This is a genomic window from Winogradskyella sp. (assembly GCF_016744625.1).
Lineage (GTDB): Bacteria > Bacteroidota > Bacteroidia > Flavobacteriales > Flavobacteriaceae > Winogradskyella.
Map to the genome: position 1 here is coordinate 69,881 of NZ_JADGDZ010000001.1, position 17,358 is coordinate 87,238.

Annotated in this window: 16 protein-coding genes; 6 read left to right on the plus strand and 10 right to left on the minus strand. The window is 32.7% G+C overall.

Annotated elements, in window-relative coordinates; all coding sequences use genetic code 11:
* Positions 1–22: 22 nt before the first annotated feature.
* Together QZZ53_RS00270 and QZZ53_RS00275 are read right to left on the minus strand one after the other, a co-directional pair.
* Positions 23–1,273, minus strand: coding sequence for an aspartate kinase (locus QZZ53_RS00270; RefSeq protein WP_296380233.1), 1,251 nt, complete (start codon positions 1,271–1,273; stop codon positions 23–25).
* Entirely contained in the window at positions 1,273–1,749 is a 477-nt protein-coding gene (locus QZZ53_RS00275) for a GNAT family N-acetyltransferase (RefSeq protein WP_296380235.1), read from the minus strand. Before QZZ53_RS00275 ends, QZZ53_RS00270 begins: the two co-directional genes overlap by 1 nt.
* A gap of 127 nt (positions 1,750–1,876) precedes the next feature.
* Between QZZ53_RS00275 and fbp the strand changes: the two genes are divergently transcribed.
* The gene (gene fbp / locus QZZ53_RS00280) at positions 1,877–2,881 is read left to right on the plus strand and encodes a class 1 fructose-bisphosphatase (RefSeq protein ID WP_296380237.1); all 1,005 of its coding nucleotides are present in this window, start codon (positions 1,877–1,879) and stop codon (positions 2,879–2,881) included.
* A gap of 149 nt (positions 2,882–3,030) precedes the next feature.
* Here fbp and QZZ53_RS00285 read toward each other — a convergent pair whose 3' ends face one another.
* Positions 3,031–3,462, minus strand: coding sequence for a TerB family tellurite resistance protein (locus QZZ53_RS00285; RefSeq protein WP_296380240.1), 432 nt, complete (start codon positions 3,460–3,462; stop codon positions 3,031–3,033).
* A 101-nt stretch (positions 3,463–3,563) separates the two neighbouring features.
* Between QZZ53_RS00285 and mfd the strand changes: the two genes are divergently transcribed.
* Genes mfd through QZZ53_RS00300 form a run of 3 tightly spaced genes read left to right on the plus strand, consistent with a single transcriptional unit; the run spans position 3,564 to position 9,173 of the window.
* Positions 3,564–6,968, plus strand: a complete 3,405-nt coding sequence (gene mfd / locus QZZ53_RS00290) for a transcription-repair coupling factor (protein ID WP_296380242.1) — start codon at positions 3,564–3,566, stop codon at positions 6,966–6,968.
* On the plus strand, positions 6,965–7,828 hold the full coding sequence (locus QZZ53_RS00295) for a DMT family transporter (RefSeq protein ID WP_296380244.1): 864 nt from the start codon (positions 6,965–6,967) through the stop codon (positions 7,826–7,828). Before mfd ends, QZZ53_RS00295 begins: the two co-directional genes overlap by 4 nt.
* A gap of 43 nt (positions 7,829–7,871) precedes the next feature.
* Positions 7,872–9,173: a thioredoxin-like domain-containing protein gene (locus tag QZZ53_RS00300; RefSeq protein WP_296380246.1), complete on the plus strand. Its 1,302-nt coding sequence runs from the start codon at positions 7,872–7,874 to the stop codon at positions 9,171–9,173.
* A gap of 109 nt (positions 9,174–9,282) precedes the next feature.
* Here the strand turns inward: QZZ53_RS00300 and lysM are convergent, their stop codons facing one another.
* Together lysM and QZZ53_RS00310 are read right to left on the minus strand one after the other, a co-directional pair.
* Positions 9,283–9,783, minus strand: coding sequence for a peptidoglycan-binding protein LysM (gene lysM / locus QZZ53_RS00305; protein WP_296380334.1), 501 nt, complete (start codon positions 9,781–9,783; stop codon positions 9,283–9,285).
* A gap of 295 nt (positions 9,784–10,078) precedes the next feature.
* Positions 10,079–11,026: a nicotinic acid mononucleotide adenyltransferase gene (locus QZZ53_RS00310; protein ID WP_296380248.1), complete on the minus strand. Its 948-nt coding sequence runs from the start codon at positions 11,024–11,026 to the stop codon at positions 10,079–10,081.
* 201 nt (positions 11,027–11,227) lie between these two features.
* Here QZZ53_RS00310 and QZZ53_RS00315 point away from each other — a divergent pair, with 201 nt between their 5' ends.
* Positions 11,228–12,229, plus strand: a complete 1,002-nt coding sequence (locus QZZ53_RS00315) for an NAD(P)H-dependent glycerol-3-phosphate dehydrogenase (protein ID WP_296380250.1) — start codon at positions 11,228–11,230, stop codon at positions 12,227–12,229.
* A gap of 132 nt (positions 12,230–12,361) precedes the next feature.
* On the opposite strand, the gene QZZ53_RS00320 is transcribed toward QZZ53_RS00315, so the two are convergent.
* Genes QZZ53_RS00320 through QZZ53_RS00330 form a run of 3 tightly spaced genes read right to left on the minus strand, consistent with a single transcriptional unit; the run spans position 12,362 to position 14,172 of the window.
* Entirely contained in the window at positions 12,362–12,757 is a 396-nt protein-coding gene (locus QZZ53_RS00320; RefSeq protein WP_296380252.1) for a hypothetical protein, read from the minus strand.
* Positions 12,758–12,760: 3 nt separating this feature from the next.
* Positions 12,761–13,780, minus strand: coding sequence for a phenylalanine--tRNA ligase subunit alpha (gene pheS / locus QZZ53_RS00325; protein ID WP_296380253.1), 1,020 nt, complete (start codon positions 13,778–13,780; stop codon positions 12,761–12,763).
* A gap of 35 nt (positions 13,781–13,815) precedes the next feature.
* Entirely contained in the window at positions 13,816–14,172 is a 357-nt protein-coding gene (locus QZZ53_RS00330) for a hypothetical protein (protein ID WP_296380255.1), read from the minus strand.
* 70 nt (positions 14,173–14,242) lie between these two features.
* Between QZZ53_RS00330 and QZZ53_RS00335 the strand changes: the two genes are divergently transcribed.
* Positions 14,243–14,755: a CvpA family protein gene (locus QZZ53_RS00335; RefSeq protein WP_296380258.1), complete on the plus strand. Its 513-nt coding sequence runs from the start codon at positions 14,243–14,245 to the stop codon at positions 14,753–14,755.
* A gap of 47 nt (positions 14,756–14,802) precedes the next feature.
* Here QZZ53_RS00335 and QZZ53_RS00340 read toward each other — a convergent pair whose 3' ends face one another.
* Together QZZ53_RS00340 and QZZ53_RS00345 are read right to left on the minus strand one after the other, a co-directional pair.
* Positions 14,803–15,432, minus strand: coding sequence for a carbonic anhydrase family protein (locus QZZ53_RS00340; protein WP_296380260.1), 630 nt, complete (start codon positions 15,430–15,432; stop codon positions 14,803–14,805).
* Between the two features lie 36 nt (positions 15,433–15,468).
* Entirely contained in the window at positions 15,469–17,337 is a 1,869-nt protein-coding gene (locus QZZ53_RS00345; protein WP_296380262.1) for a SulP family inorganic anion transporter, read from the minus strand.
* Positions 17,338–17,358 lie beyond the last annotated feature (21 nt).

Below are 17,358 nucleotides of genomic sequence, written 5' to 3' on the forward strand. Positions count from 1 at the left end.
TACAAAATTGCTTTTAAGGTTTTTATTTGGTGACAACTTGAACCGTTCCTTGCGTTAACTGCTTCAATAACACAATTTTATCTTTTTCAAGTTCTTTTATTGCAACGTCGTTATAATGCCTAATAGTATAAAGACTCACATTATCGTGACATGTTACATTGAATTTTGCTTTTAAATGCTGTAGCAATTTTTCGAGATTATTATACAAATTATCTATACATACTGAAAAGCTAATTGCAGAATTCTGAATAACATCAACCTTCATTTTATATAAATGTAGTAAGCTAAAAATTTCACTTATATTCTCTTCCATTATATAAGAAAAATCTAAAGATGACAAGGAAATTAAAATCTGATTTTTCTTCACTATAAAACATGGAATTTCTGGCTCTAGAGCTTTACCTTTACTTACACAAGTCCCATCTGCTGTAGGATTTAAAAACGATTTTACATACAAAGGAATTTCTTTTCTCTGCAATGGTTGAAGTGTTTTTGGGTGAATTACAGAAGCTCCATAAAATGCCAACTCAATGGCTTCTCTATATGAAATCTGATGCAACAACTTTGCGTTTTCAAAATAACGTGGATCTGCATTTAGTACTCCTGGTACATCTTTCCAAATAGTAACATTGTTGGCATTTAAACAATAAGCAAAAATAGCAGCTGTATAATCACTACCTTCTCTACCCAAAGTTGTTGTAAAATTATTCGCATCACTGCCTAGAAATCCTTGCGTAATATTAAGAATCGATGTGTTAAAATTTGACGCAATGTTCTCTTGTGTCTGCTCCCAATTAACATTAGAACGTCGATAATAATTATCCGTTTTTATAAATTCCCTTACATCAATCCAATTATTTTTTAATCCTATTTCATTAAGGTAATGACTAATAATTGTAGTCGAAATTAATTCGCCAAAACCAATAGTCTGGTCATAAACAAAGTTATAATCTGGTGATTTGTTACTTTTAAAAAACAAATTAAGCTCATCAAAAAGCAGTTTAACATCTGTAAAAACTTGATGACGCTTATTTTCAAATAAATCTAATAGTATATCATTATGGCATTTTATTACTTCATGAATAGCACTTTGTAACTCAGTTTTATTTTCAAAATAGTTTTTAATCACCAATTCCATTCTGTTAGTGGTTTTTCCCATTGCAGAAGCTATCACTAAGGTATTATCATATCCTGTGGTTTTTAAAACCGTTGCTAAATTTTTTACACCTTCAGCATCTTTTACAGACGCACCACCAAATTTGTAAACTCGCATTATATATTTTTTAAATAATTTTCAATTCCGCTTTCATCTAAGTGTACTACATCCCAATCGCGCATTACATTAGCGCCTTTACTTTCATAGAACTTTATGGCTGGTTCATTCCAATCTAATACTTCCCAACTTACTCGTTTTACTCCTATTTCTTTTCCATAAGAAATAACAGTATCTAAAAGTTTTGTTCCTAATCCTTTGCCTCTAAATTTTTCACTCACAATAAGGTCTTCTAAATGCAAAACTTCACGCTTCCAAGTAGAGTATCTTTTATATACTAGCGCTATTCCTTCTACAAAGTCATCAACTTCTAGTACAAAACAGACAAACTTAGGATTGTTGCAAAAACCGTCTTTTTCTAAATCAGAAAGCGTGACTTCTACAGCATCGGTTTCCTTCTCAAAAGTTGCCAATTCTTGGATAAGTTCTAAAACTCTTGACATATCTTGCTTAACTGCTAATCTTGGTTGATTCATATTCGATTTAAAAAAGAAATCAAATATAATCTAAACTCGCCCTATATAACAACTTATTTAAAGTACGAAAACGTTATAGTTTGTTAAAAAATGCGATATTTGTGCCAACTAATCAATATCGTACTTCATGTCGCAACGCAATCAAACTTTAGGTGAATTTATTATTGAAAATCAATCTTCTTTTAAATACACTTCTGGTGAACTCTCTCGACTTATAAATTCAATCCGTTTAGCTGCTAAAGTGGTCAACCACGAAGTAAACAAAGCCGGATTAGTAGATATTATTGGCGCTGCAGGTGATACTAATATTCAAGGAGAAGATCAGCAAAAATTAGATGTATACGCTAATGATAAGTTTATACAAACCATGACAAAAAGAAATATTGTTTGTGGTATTGCTAGTGAAGAAGAGGATGATTTTATTGCAATTAATAGTCAAGATGAAAATCATCAGAACAAATATGTGGTTTTAATTGATCCCTTAGACGGTTCTTCTAATATCGATGTAAACGTTTCTGTTGGTACAATTTTTTCGGTTTATAGAAGAGTAACTCCTGTAGGAACACCTGTTACAATTGACGATTTTTTACAAAAAGGAAATCAACAAGTTGCTGCTGGTTATGTCGTTTACGGAACCTCCACAATGCTAGTTTATACAACTGGAGATGGCGTTAATGGTTTTACATTAAACCCAGCAATTGGTTCGTTTTATTTATCACATCCTGATATGCAGTTTCCAGAAGATGGAAATATATATTCTGTAAATGAAGGAAATTATATCCATTTTCCTAGAGGTATTAAAGACTATATAAAATACTGTCAAATGGAAGAAGATAATAGACCATATACATCTCGTTATATTGGTTCTTTAGTCTCTGACTTTCATAGAAACATGATTAAAGGAGGTATATACATGTATCCTAAAAGTTCTAAAAATTCTAACGGTAAACTTCGTTTATTATACGAATGTAATCCTATGGCTTTTATTGCAGAACAAGCTAATGGAAGAGCAAGTGACGGATTTATACGCATTATGGATGTAGAACCTACAGAACTGCACCAACGCGTGCCATTTATTTGTGGTAGTAAGAATATGGTAGAAAAAGCCGAAGAGTTTATGCGCAACGCGTAAAAATACTACTTTAAAAAGTCTCTAGTTTGTTATTCTAAATTCATTTCAGAATCTAAAAGTTTTAGAACAGAATGACAAATCTTGTAAAATCTCAAAACATAAAAAAAGCGAACAGAAATGTTCGCTTTTTAATTATAATTTAGAATCTATTACTGATTCATTTTTTTCATTTTATCAGTAAACTCATCTACATCTACTTCATAATGCACTAAAGTCAAAGCTTTATCTGCAATGTATTTTACATTGTCTTGGTTAAAACCTAATCCAATACATAGTTTTTCTAATAAAGTTACTTGCTTAGGCCCCTCAATATGATCTGCCCAAACCATACGCGCTAAATCATATAAACGTTCTAAACGCAAATCGTATGAAATTGGTGCATTTATTGGGTGACCTTTATAATCTTTAAGAATCTCTTTGTACTCGCGTTCTGTAATATCTAATCGTGTTGCTAAACGATCTAAAAACGCCTGTTCAGCTTCATTAATAATTCCGTCGCTCATAGCAATTCTTACTATAGCTGCAAAATGATCTTCATTACGCTTTTTAAATCCGCTTTCGAATAAATCTGAAAATGACATATATATTGTTTTTATGTAGGCACAAATATAAATCTAATAATAGATTATTTCAATTAATAACACTTCAAAAATTATATATTTGCACCTTCAAATAAAGGAACTTGAGTAAAGCCTTCATTTCCCAAACCTATTTACAGACTTTGCAACTGCAAAATCTGAAAAATTCTATTGCCCAAACTGAAACAAACGTCCATTTAAAAGGTCTCGTTGGTTCTTCTTTTTCGATAGTTCTTTCTGAAAGTTTTAAAACAGCTGACAAACCATTTTTAGTCGTTTTTGATGACAAAGAAGAAGCCGCTTATTACCTTAATGATTTAGAACAACTCATCAACGATAAAGATGTATTGTTTTATCCTGGAAGTTATCGCAGACCATATCAAATTGAAGAGACTAATAATGCTAATGTTTTATTGCGTGCCGAAGTTCTAAACCGAATTAACTCTCGTAAAAAGCCATGCATCATTGTTACTTATCCTGATGCTCTTTTTGAAAAAGTAGTTACAAAAAAGGAACTCGAAAAGAATACACTTAAAATTTCTATTGGTAACGAACTCAGCATCGACTTTGTAAATGAAGTGTTGTTTGAATATAAATTTAAACGTGTCGATTTTGTTACAGAACCAGGTGATTTTTCAGTAAGAGGAGGAATCGTAGATGTATTTTCTTTTTCGCACGACGAACCTTACAGAATAGAGTTTTTTGGTGATGAAGTTGATAGTATTAGAACCTTCGATGTAGAAACACAACTATCAACTGAGCGCATTAAAAAGGTTAGCATTATTCCTAATGTAGCCAATAAATTAATTGCTGAACAGCGTGAAAGCTTTTTAAAATATATTTCTAATAAAACTGTTGTCTTTGCTAAAAATACACCGCTTTTATTTTCGAGAATTGATGAGTTTTATGGAAAAGCCGTTGAGGCTTTCAATGCACTATCTAAAGAAATACAACATGCGTCTCCTGATGAGTTGTTTTGTAATTCTGAACTATTAAAACGTCAGTTTTTAGAGTATAGTTTGGTTGAGTTTGGGTCTAATTCTTTATTTGTAAATGTCATTGCGAACGAAGTGAAGCAATCTGTTTCTAACAAAGAGATTGCCATGTCACAAGTTCCTCGCAATGACGTAATAACCTTCAACACTGAACCTCAGCCAGCATTTAATAAGCAATTCAATTTATTAATTGAAGATTTAAATAAAAACCATACAAATGGTATTACCAATTATATTGCATGTGTAAGTGATCAACAAGCCAAACGTTTTCATGATATTTTTGATGATGCCGAACAAGAGGAAATTCATTATAAAACCGTTGTACTTTCGCTTTATCAAGGTTTTATAGATACTGAGCACAAAATTGCCGTTTATACAGATCATCAAATTTTTGATCGTTATCATAAATTCCATCTCAAAAATGGTTATGCTAAAAAGCAAGCCATTACTTTAAAGGAACTGACTAATTTAGAAGTGGGTGATTACGTCACTCATATCGATCATGGTATAGGAAGATTTGGCGGCCTTCAAAAAATTGATGTTGAAGGTAAAAAGCAAGAAGCCATTAAACTCGTTTATGGTGAACGCGATGTCTTGTATTTGAGCATTCATTCATTACATAAAATCACCAAGTTTAATGGTAAAGACGGAAAGCCTCCTAAAGTCTATAAATTAGGAAGTAAAGCTTGGAAAACCTTAAAGCAAAAAACCAAGTCGCGTGTTAAGGAAATTGCTTTTAATCTTATTAAGTTGTACGCAAAGCGTAAGCTTAAAAAAGGCTTTCAATATGCGCCAGACAGTTATATGCAACATGAGTTAGAAGCTTCTTTTGTATATGAAGACACACCAGATCAAATCTCTTCTACTGCAGATATAAAAGCAGATATGGAAAGTGAGCGACCTATGGATCGTTTGGTTTGTGGTGATGTAGGTTTTGGTAAAACAGAAGTTGCCATAAGAGCCGCTTTTAAAGCCGTAGATAACGGTAAACAAGTTGCAGTCTTAGTACCAACAACCATTCTTGCCTATCAACATTCACGTACATTTAAAGAACGTTTAAAAGACTTTCCTGTAACGGTAGATTATGTTAATCGTTTTAGAACTGCAAAGGAGAAGCGCGAAACATTAGAAGGTCTAGAAAAAGGACGAGTAGATATCATTATTGGCACACATCAACTCGCCAATAAAAATGTGAAATTTAAGGATTTAGGTTTGCTTATTGTTGACGAAGAACAAAAATTTGGAGTTGCAGTAAAAGAAAGACTAAAAACTATAAAAGAAAATGTTGATGTATTAACATTAACCGCAACTCCAATACCAAGAACGCTTCAATTTAGTTTAATGGCTGCTAGAGATTTATCAGTCATCACAACTGCTCCACCAAATCGATATCCTATAGAAAGTCATGTCATTCGTTTTAACGAAGAAGCTATTAGAGATGCTGTGAGTTACGAAATTCAACGTGGCGGACAAGTCTTCTTTATTCACAACCGAATTGAAAACATTAAGGAAGTTGCTGGTATGATTCAACGTTTAGTGCCAGATGCAAAAATTGGCATTGGTCATGGACAACTTGATGGCAAAAAACTAGAACATTTAATGCTCGCTTTTATGAATGGTGAGTTTGATGTTTTAGTAAGTACGACCATTGTAGAAAGTGGATTAGATGTCCCAAATGCAAATACCATCTTCATTAATAACGCGAATAATTTTGGGTTAAGTGACTTACATCAAATGCGCGGACGTGTTGGTCGAAGTAACAAGAAGGCTTTTTGTTATTTTATTACTCCAGAGTATTCTGCAATGACAACAGATGCTCGCAAACGTATCACGGCCTTAGAACAATTTACAGAGTTGGGTAGCGGATTTAATATTGCTATGAAAGATTTAGAGATTCGCGGAGCAGGAGATTTGCTTGGTGGAGAACAAAGTGGATTCATAAATGATATTGGTTTCGATACATATCAGAAAATATTAAATGAAGCGATTGAAGAATTGAAGGAATCTGAATTCTCTGATTTATATAAGGACGACGGAAAGCCAAAACAATATGTTAAGGATATTACCATTGATACTGATTTTGAATTACTTTTTCCAGATGATTACGTTAATAATATTACAGAACGTTTGATTCTTTATACCAAATTAAACGAATTAAAAACTGAAGAAGAACTAGCAATATTTGAAACTGAAATTATTGACCGTTTTGGTGAATTACCAACACAAGTTTCAGATTTATTAGATAGTGTAAGACTGAAGTGGATCGCTACTAAAATGGGAGTTGAAAAACTCATTATGAAACAAGGTAAATTGATTGGCTATTTTATTCAAGATCAGCAAAGTGCTTTTTATCAAAGTGATGACTTTTCTAAAGTATTACAATTTGTTCAAATGAATGCTGGTAAATGTAAAATGAAGGAGAAGAAAACCCGAAATGGATTGCGATTACTCATTACATTCGAAAACATTAAATCTACTAAACAAGCATTTGCTGCACTATCTAATATTAAATGAATGAAAAAAGTCATTTAAATCACCTCTTGTGGCTTACAGTAGCTACAATCTTCATTAGTACTTCAGGAGCATTAGGTAAATTTATAGATATGCCAACTCCAGTTATTATTTGGTGGCGTTCTATACTGGCTACTCTATTTTTATTGGTATTCTGTCTTTATAAAGGAATTAATCTCAAAATCAATAGTAATAAAGATCGTTGGACATTCGTTATAGCTGCTGCATTAATTGGAGCCCATTGGATTACTTATTTCTACGCCTTAAAGTTATCTAATGTAGCAATTGGTATGCTTTCGCTTTTTACATTTCCTGTAATTATAGCCTTATTAGAACCTTTATTTTCAAAAACAAAATTTGATCCTATTCATATCGTATTGGGAATTCTGGTCCTTATTGGTATTTATTTTTTAGCTCCGGATTTTGATTTAGAAAGCAGTCAATTGCAAGGAGTTTTGTTTGGTCTACTTTCGGCTTTATGTTATGCTTTAAGAATTCTAATTCTTAAAGGACAAGTAGTACAATACAACGGTACAATGCTCATGTTTTACCAAGTAGCGATATTGTCTGTTATCTTGACACCAATATTATACTTTAAAAGTACATCTAACATTACAACACAATATCCTTATGTAATTTTACTAGCTTTATTCACTACAGCTATTGGACACACCTTGTTTGTAAATAGTCTTAAATATTTTAAAGCAAGTACGGCCAGCATTATAGGAAGTACACAACCCGTTTTCGGAATTATAATTGCGTATTTTTTCTTGAATGAAATACCAACAATACATACATTTGCTGGAGGTGCTTTAATATTGACTACAGTCGTTATTGAAAGTATTAGATCTAAAACAAAATAATGGCTTAATTATTGAAGTCATTGTGCGTATAAAAACATATAAAATGAAAAAAATCATCTTCGTTCTATTCGTAATCCCTTTTCTAGGGTTTTCTCAAACTGTAAAAGGAAACTTTTCACCAGCAGAAGATTTTTCATATGCTTTTCTGTATCAAGCCACACCACAAGGAGCAAACTATGTCAATAGAGGGAAATTAGATAGTTTAGGGAATTTTAAAATTCCTATAGATTCTACAGTAACGCCAGGTATTTATAAGATTGTGTATGCGATTCCTCCAGAGGAAAACAATTTTGATTTTATCTACGACGGAAAAGAAACGGTTGCCTTTAATTTTAATTACGAAAAAGGTGTTGATTTTACTGAATCCGAAGAAAACAAACTTTGGAATTCGTATCTAAAAAGCATGGACATGGTCAACCAAACCATAAGTAATTATTATTCTAAAGAGACGATAGACAAAAAAGGTTTCAACTCTATTTTTAAGGTTTTAAAAGACACCCAATTGGCTTATGAGGAATCCGCTAATGGAAAATTGGTGTCAGCATTTATTACAGCAAATAGACCTTATATTCCAATAGAATATGAAGACATTAGCACGTATTCTAAAAATCTAAAAAAGCAATACCTAAGTCAAATAGATTTTAGTAACTATTTATTACAAAGCTCTTCATTTTTAGTAGATCGTGTAACAGCTTATGTATTTAATATTGTAGAAAACCCAAGTGATGCAACTTATAAAAAACATGTAGATGATATTGCTGCTGCGATTAGCAATGATGACTTAATTATTAAAACCAGTCTTTTAGAAATTGTTTGGCAACGCTTTGTAACTTTAGAGAACCATGATTTAGCAAACTATGTTACAGAAAAGCACTTATTAGACTTAGCGAATGCAACAAATAACAAAGTCTTAGCAGAAACCATTACATCTTATAAAAACACTTCTATTGGGACCAAAGCACCAGATTTTGATATCCTTTTAGAGAACAAAAAAACAAGTTTGCATCAACTAGAAGGAGCAGAGAACTATCTTGTTATTTTTTGGAGCAGCGGTTGTGGACATTGCTTAACTGAACTCCCAAAAGTAAAAGACATGGTAGCTAACAACCCAAATCTAAAAGTGGTCGCTTATGCTTTAGAAAAAGACAATAAAAAATGGTCTGAAGAAATTAAAAACTATCCCAACTTTACACACGTGATTGGTTTAGGTAAATGGGATAACCCAATTGTAAAAACTTATGGAGTAGCTGCGACACCAATGTACTTTCTTTTAAGTACATCTAAAATCATTATGGCTAAACCTTATGATTATGAAGATTTAGAAGTTGTATTGAAGAGCTTATAGCATCCTTAATTAACTAAATATATTCTTCTATAAAGAACAGGATATTAAAAAACAAAAAACCAGCGAAGTTGACTTCGCTGGTTTTTTGTTCTACATCTAAATTAAGTACTTAATCTAAGTGAGGAATACGTAACACTTGCCCTGGATAAATCTTATCAGGATCTGTAAGCATTGGTTTGTTTGCCTCAAAAATTTCAGGATACTTCATCGCGTTTCCGTAGTAGTGCTTTGCGATTTTCCCTAAAGTATCTCCACTAGCCACTGTATGAAATTGTGATTCTGGTACAATATGCTCAACTGTCATTTCATCATCAACAGTTGCAATACCTGCAGTATTACCAACAACTAAGATTACTTTTTCTTTCGTAGCTTGGTCATAAGCCATACCAGAAACTTTTGCCATATCATCATCTACAAATACACATAAGTTTTCTACCTGCAATTGTAAACCGTTAATTGTTTCTTCTAGATTTCTAGCAGCAGCTTCTTCTAGTTTAAGTTCTGCAACCTCAGCTTTTGCTCTTGCTTCTGCTTCTTCTTCTTCTGTTGTTTTTCCGATTCCGAAAACTTTTGCTCCGGCATTTTTAATAAAAGAAAATAGTCCCCTAATTATATATTTGATTTAAAGTTAATCTCTAGTAAAGTTGGCGAAAATTCATCTTTTTTCCTACTAATTTTCAGAATAAAGGCTTATTTCTAACTCTTATTATTTAGACACAATTTATATGTAAAAGTTACATTTATAATTAAAATAGAAAACGCCCAGAAAAGCAAGTGCTTTATCTGAGCGTTTTGAAACTAAATAACCAACCAAAATTTAGCTTCATGTGTTCCTGTTTTATTGTTTTTCAAATGTCACATGGAACACCTAAATTTATATTCTTCCTTATAATTTAAATTAATTATTAGGTGTTTCTCTTATTTTCTCTAGGATTATCTATCCTTTTTGTTTTTTGTTTACGTTTTTTAGGCTTATCCTCTTGCTTAAATACTCTTCCTTCGGTATTAGAAGTTCTGTAATAAGCGATGTAACCTTGTCCTTGAAACTCATATACTGTACCTGAGTCTGCATGGAACAACTCTATCGTTCCATCATCAATAACGCTGAGTTCAAAGAATTCATTGTCAAAGAAATCATAATCTAATGTTAATGTTTTTAGGTACATATTTCCTGTAATATCTCCAACACCATAGACTCCTGTATAATCCCAGTATATATTATTTGGATTGCTTATGTTTCCATCTTGAGAACTTCTAAAAGTAGAATCATTTCCACCAGATAAGAACTGTAAATAGTTTTCGTTATCAAATTCATTTAAGGCACCAAACTCACTAGTATAGGTTTTCTCCCAAGCTTCATATTCTTGTAAAAAATAATGAATGTTATCATAGAATATAAAATCGTAATCAAACGTTGAACGCTGATAACCATCTAAAAAATAAGAGGTATCATTATAAGGGTTGTACAATTCAATTGTGTTATTATCAACTTGGTAAACATCAAAACTATCAAAGCCATCAATTATATGATCTACATCTAATATCATATCATAAGCATCATAGTTTCCAATCTGTACACCATAACCTCCACCTTGGCTTCCAAAGCCAACTAAATTATTATTAGCATACATACGACCATTATCAAAAGTCAGCGTAAACGCAATTTGTAAAAACGGAGTTTCACCATAACCTTGAGTTGCATTAATATCTACATACCACAAATCGTACGATTGTAATAACTGATTTAATGAAATAGATGGTCCATTATCGTTTATATGTTGTTCCTCTACATAACACGAGGTGAATAGTGTTGCACTTATTGCAAATCCTAGTAATAATTTTATCGTCTTCATAATCTAACGGTTTTTAGGGTTAATACTTATAGATATTCAAAACGTATGCCAAAGTCCGAATCGTTTATCATTCTGAACTTGTTTCAGAATCTAAAATAACCTTAAGAATCTTCATTTTATTATACTTTACGTGCATATCATATCATTAGTCATTCCATAAAAGTTTCCTTATTTTTGATATACCTAATTGACAACAATTCTATGAGTGATACTACAAAATATGCTGTGTTTGGAGCCGGAAGTTGGGCCACTGCCATTGTAAAAATGCTTTGCGAAAACTTAAATGAAGTTGGCTGGTATATGCGAAGTGTATATGCTAAAGAACATATCTTAAAAGAACAACATAATCCTAGTTATTTGAGTTCTGTTGAATTTCATACAGAACAGTTAAAACTGAGCAATGACATCAACGAAATTGCAGATTGGGCAGATGTTCTCATTTTTGTAATTCCTTCTGCTTTTATACATGCTGAATTAGAAAAGCTCAATACAGATATTAGTAATAAAACAATTGTATCTGCTGTAAAAGGTATTTTACCAGAAACAGGAAAATTAGTTGGTGAGCATTTTCATGATGAATATAATATCCCGTTTGAAAATATTGCCGTTATTGCTGGTCCTTGCCATGCCGAAGAGGTTGCTTTAGAGCGTTTATCTTACCTAACCATTTCTTGTGCTGATGCTGAAAAAGCACAAGCCATAGCAGATAACTTATCTAGCAATTACATTAAAACAAAAATCAGTGATGATATTATTGGAGTAGAGTATGCTGTAATGTTGAAAAATATTTATGCTATTGCTGCCGGAATTGCACATGGATTAGGATACGGAGACAACTTTCAGAGTGTATTGATGAGTAATGCGATTCGCGAAATGAAACGTTTTATTAAAAAGATGCATAAGATGAAGCGCAACATTAATAACTCAGCTTATTTGGGTGATTTATTAGTAACTGGATATTCGGTGTTTTCCCGAAATAGAATGTTTGGGAACATGATTGGTAAAGGTTATACTGTAAAATCTGCTCAAATGGAAATGAATATGGTTGCTGAAGGCTATTACGCTACTAAAAGTGCGTTTTTACTGAATGAGAAAAACATTAAGAAAACGCAAATGCCTATTATCAATGCGGTTCATTCTATTCTTTATGAGAACAAAAATCCTAAGAAAGTATTTAAGAAGTTGACGGAGAAGCTCGACTAAAAGTTCGAAGTTGGAAGAACGAAGCTTGAAATTTTCCGTCATTGCGAAGTTGACTTTTTTTGTCAACTGTGGTAATCTCATAATCTATAGACAGATTACCACGTCACTGCGTTCCTCGTAATGAAATTTCCATTACTTCACCAAAACTCCTTTGAATTGCATCAAAGGTAGATTCTGTAAAGCCTTTTCATTAATAGTATTCTTTCTAAACAAATACGTTTTGTCAAACATTTGGTTGCCTTCAAAAAACGTAATCTTAAATGAGTTGTTCAGTTCTAATACTTTTTCTTGGATGTATTCAATCTTAGCGTAGCTTCTTGCTGGTAGTTTTGTAATTGTATGACGCATAGGAGGCGTCATTTTTTTATCTGTATAGCCTTGAGAAACTATGAGAACCGTTTCTAAATCTGTTTCACTATTATTAATGATATAGGCATTCCAATCTTGAGTTTTATATTCTGGATGCTCTTCGTGTACCACAGCAACGTGCACATCTTTTACTTCTGGAATTTTTATGTCTTTTTTCAAAGCTTATAATGCTGACTTAAACTGCTCCAAGAAACGCACATCATTCTCACTCAACAAACGAATATCACTAATTTGATTAAGCAACATCGCAATACGATCTATTCCCATACCAAAAGCAAAACCTGAATATTCTTTAGAATCAATTCCGCAGTTTTCTAAAACATTAGGATCTACCATACCACAACCCATAATTTCTAACCAACCTGTTCCTTTTGTAATCTTATAATCAGTTTCAGTCTCAAGTCCCCAATATACATCTACCTCAGCACTTGGTTCTGTAAATGGAAAGTAAGATGGTCGCAATCTGATTTTAGACTTCCCAAACATCTCGGTTGTGAAATATTGAAGTGTTTGCTTTAAATCTGCAAAACTTACATCCTTATCAATGTACAATCCTTCTACTTGGTGGAAGAAACAATGCGAACGTGCGGAAATAGCTTCGTTACGATACACACGGCCTGGTGAAATTGTACGAATTGGTGGTTTATTATTTTCCATATAACGCACTTGTACCGAACTGGTATGTGTACGTAATAAAATATCTGGATTAGTCTGAATAAAGAAGGTATCCTGCATATCTCGTGCTGGATGATATTCTGGTAAATTCAAAGCTGTAAAGTTATGCCAATCATCTTCAATCTCTGGACCTTCACTCACATTAAACCCAATACGAGAAAAGATATCTATAATCTGATTTTTAACAATGGAAATTGGATGACGTGCACCTAAAGCAATAGGTTCGCCAGGACGAGACAAATCACCATAAACTCCTTTATCCTCTTCTTGATTTTCAAAAGTTTCTTTTAGAGTATTAACTTTATCTTCAGCTGTTTTCTTTAACTGATTAATGGTTTGTCCAAATTCCTTCTTCTGATCGTTTGCAACATTTTTAAACTCAGCAAAACACTGCTTTAGTAATCCTTTTGATCCTAAATATTTAATTCTAAAAACTTCAACCTCTTCCTTGGATTGTGCTTTAAAACTTTCTGCTTCTGCTATAAGTTCTTTTATCTTGTCTATCATGATATGCTTAATTCAATCTGCAAATTTATAAAATCTTAATTGATATATTCTGTTTCCACAAAATAGTTCACAATAGCTTCCTTCATTAAAACACTCTGTTCTCCTGCTTTAAGATGTGGTAATTGTGCTAATACTTTATAATGTGGCCAACCATCGTCATCAACAAAATCAAATTCATAAAAACCATAAGGCTCTAATACTTTGCAAATAGCAATATGCATTAAATCTAGTTTGTGATCTTTTTTATACTCGCGGTGTATTTGCCCAAGCTCCTGAACACCAATAAGATAAATAATAGAATCTAAATCTAAACGGTCACCATCAGCGAATTGATTAGAGAGTTTTTCTACTACCAAATCCCATCGCTCTTTTAATTGTTCGTCTCTTGCCATAATTTATCTAACACTTTCTGCGTTATAGAATTGGCAAAGTTAATGTACTTTTGCCTAAACCGCTAGTATTATGAGTATCATTGACATTGTTTTAGGAGCCTTATTGTTATTTGGACTTATTCGTGGAGCCATGAAAGGCCTTTTCGTTGAAGTAGCATCATTAGTTGCCTTAGTTTTGGGTGTTTATGGCGCAATTCATTTTAGTGGTTTTGCTGCTGGATTTTTAGAATCTAAAGTAGATTGGGCCGAAAAAACCATCAATATCGTAGCTTTCGCTATCACCTTTGTGATTATTGTTTTAGCTATTAGTTTAGCAGGGAAAGCATTAACCAAATTGGCAGATTTTGCTGCTCTAGGAATTATAAATAAGCTTGCAGGTGGTGTTTTTGGTGTGCTTAAAATAGGATTGATACTTAGTGTTCTTCTTATTGTTTTCAATAAATTAAATAATACCCTTCCTTTTATGGATAAAGAAGATTTAGAAGAAAGTATTCTTTATAAACCTGTGAAGTCCTTAGCACCAATGATTTTCCCAAATCTCATTAAGAGTGAAACAGAAGAAAATCCTGAGGAAGAGGCATAAAAAAAGCCACTCTAACGAATGGCTTTTCCAATTTATCATTTTTTCAATTATAGCATTTCTACTTTTCCAGTATGAAGGCTATACACTCCTCCAACAATAGAAATTTCTCCATTATCTTCCATCTCTGTTAAGATCTGGCTTTTCTCTCTGATACGATCTATAGTCATTCGTACATTATTCTCAACAGTTTTAGCTACAAATTCTTTATTAGAAGAATTGGCTTCACCATCAACCTCATCTGCAGATTTTCTAACTGCAGGCATAATGTTATTTAGCATTGCTGTAATATTGCCTAACTCTACTCCATCACAAGCTGCTTTAACAGCTCCACAACTTTCGTGACCTAACACAAGAATTAATTTACTACCAGCAACATTACATGAGTATTCTAAGCTTCCTAGAATATCTATATTTTCAAAATTGCCTGCTACTCTTGCAACAAAAATATCGCCAATAGCTTGGTCTAAAACTGTTTCTACTGGTACGCGAGAATCTATACAAGATAAAACCACTGCTTTTGGGAATTGCCCCTCTATTGTTTGGTTTACTAATGCAGCATTATCCGCACCTTGTAAACTTCCATTTACAAAGCGGTTATTCCCTTTTAATAAATCTTGTAATACATCATTTGGTGTTAATGCTCCTTGTACGTCTTTTGTTATTGCTATATTTTTCATGTTTGTTTTTGTTTTATTCTCAATACTGAGAGTTTGTTAATATTTGTCTTCTACATTTGTTTTAATCCACTGTAGACAGGATTTGAAATCTTCAAAAATGTGTTCATTCGGAATAAAATCTGGAATAATATCAATACGCTCCATCATATAACGCGGTTGTTTTAAAAGGCCAACGAATAAAACTTCAACATCATTCTTTTTAAGATCTTGAAGCATATCTTCCATAGCATATAAACCAGATTGATCCATATACTGCATACGTCCTAGTCTTAGAATAACCGTTCTTGCTGTTTTTGGAATCTGTTCTGTTAACGCTTGAAAATCGCTTGTTGATCCAAAAAATAAAGGCCCTTTAAGATGTTTAATAAAAACTTCTTCTTTTAAATTCTTAGGAAAATTCCCTTCATCTGGCCAAGCTTCTTCTTTTAACGATTTCACATCAGAACGTTCTGCAGTTAAGTCACCTATTTTCTTCATGAACATTAAAGACGCTATCACTAAACCGATACCAACTGCATAAATTAAATCCCAAAAAGTTGATAACACTAATACAACAAGCATTATTAATACTTCTGAGCTAAATTTAAATGGTAAAAATTTAAATTTAATGTCTCTTGGTAAACTTGGAATTGCTTTTAGCCCTTTATAATCCATAACACCTATTCCAACTGTTATTAAAATACCTGCTAAAACTGCTGCGGGAATTTTAGATGCTATAGGTCCTAATGCAAGCATAATAACTAATAACATAATACCGGCAATCATACCAGATAACTTTGTCTTACCACCAGCATTAATATTTACAACCGTTCTAATTGTAGCTCCTGCTCCAGGAATACCACCAAAAACAGCTGCAATACTATTACCTATACCTTGACCAATTAACTCCTTATTTGGCTTGTGCTTGGTTTTAGTCATATTATCGGCAACCACACTTGTCAATAAAGAATCTATTGCCCCTAATAATGACAATGCAAGTGCTGTAAAAATATATGGTGTAATACTCCCTAAACTAAAGCTTGTAAACATTTCTAGTTTTGGAATTGGAATACCTCCAGGAATTTCAGAAATTGGTTCATATCCTAAGTTAAAACCATAGGCTATCCCAGACATAACGACCAATGCAACTAAAGTACTTGGAACCACTTTAGTAATCCGCTTAAAACCGTAAATAATAAATATGGTACCTAATGCTAAAAACAATTCTAACCACTTAATATTCTTTAAAGCTCTTGGCAATACTTTAAGTGCGCCAAGAGTACCAGACGCTTCTTTTGCTGCCAGAGTTTTAGATTCATTTAAAATTTGTTCTGGTGAAATTTTATGAGCTCTATCAATGGTTTCTTTAAAGTTTTCAAGGACTAAAATTCCTTCACCAGCTTCTTCTTTTAAAATATTTTCAAGAATTACCTCTTCTGCTTGTGGTTTAAACTGCTCTACATATGCTTGGTCTTCTTTTGGGTAATAACCTACAGATGGTAATATTTGAGTTAAAAGAATTATTAAACCAATAGCAGTCATAAATCCAGAAACTACTGGATAAGGGATATACCTAATATATTTACCTATACCAATTAGTCCTAATCCAATTTGTATTAAACCTGCTAGTAAGAATACAGTTAATATGGCTGGTAATGCTTTTTCTACACTACCATCATTTGCTGCTACGATACCTGCAATAATGACCATACTTACTGCAGTCATTGGTGCGGTTGGTCCAGAAATTTGAGTTGCTGTTCCACCAAATAATGCTGCGAAAAAACTTATGAATATTGCGCCATATAATCCAGCTTCAGGTCCTAAACCAGAAGACACTCCAAATGCTAAAGCTAAAGGTAATGCGACAATTCCTGCAGTAATGCCGCCAAATGCATCGCCTTTGATATTTGAAAATAAGTTCTTCATAGTTTAGTTTTTAGTGGTTTT

Coding starts and splice junctions, on each gene's coding strand:
- QZZ53_RS00270 (WP_296380233.1), bottom strand. CDS start 1,273: ATGCGAGTTTACAAATTTGGTGGTGCGTCTGTAAAAGATGCTGAAGGT.
- QZZ53_RS00275 (WP_296380235.1), bottom strand. CDS start 1,749: ATGAATCAACCAAGATTAGCAGTTAAGCAAGATATGTCAAGAGTTTTA.
- fbp (WP_296380237.1), top strand. CDS start 1,877: ATGTCGCAACGCAATCAAACTTTAGGTGAATTTATTATTGAAAATCAA.
- QZZ53_RS00285 (WP_296380240.1), bottom strand. CDS start 3,462: ATGTCATTTTCAGATTTATTCGAAAGCGGATTTAAAAAGCGTAATGAA.
- QZZ53_RS00295 (WP_296380244.1), top strand. CDS start 6,965: ATGAATGAAAAAAGTCATTTAAATCACCTCTTGTGGCTTACAGTAGCT.
- QZZ53_RS00300 (WP_296380246.1), top strand. CDS start 7,872: ATGAAAAAAATCATCTTCGTTCTATTCGTAATCCCTTTTCTAGGGTTT.
- QZZ53_RS00310 (WP_296380248.1), bottom strand. CDS start 11,026: ATGAAGACGATAAAATTATTACTAGGATTTGCAATAAGTGCAACACTA.
- QZZ53_RS00315 (WP_296380250.1), top strand. CDS start 11,228: ATGAGTGATACTACAAAATATGCTGTGTTTGGAGCCGGAAGTTGGGCC.
- pheS (WP_296380253.1), bottom strand. CDS start 13,780: ATGATAGACAAGATAAAAGAACTTATAGCAGAAGCAGAAAGTTTTAAA.
- QZZ53_RS00330 (WP_296380255.1), bottom strand. CDS start 14,172: ATGGCAAGAGACGAACAATTAAAAGAGCGATGGGATTTGGTAGTAGAA.
- QZZ53_RS00335 (WP_296380258.1), top strand. CDS start 14,243: ATGAGTATCATTGACATTGTTTTAGGAGCCTTATTGTTATTTGGACTT.
- QZZ53_RS00340 (WP_296380260.1), bottom strand. CDS start 15,432: ATGAAAAATATAGCAATAACAAAAGACGTACAAGGAGCATTAACACCA.
- QZZ53_RS00345 (WP_296380262.1), bottom strand. CDS start 17,337: ATGAAGAACTTATTTTCAAATATCAAAGGCGATGCATTTGGCGGCATT.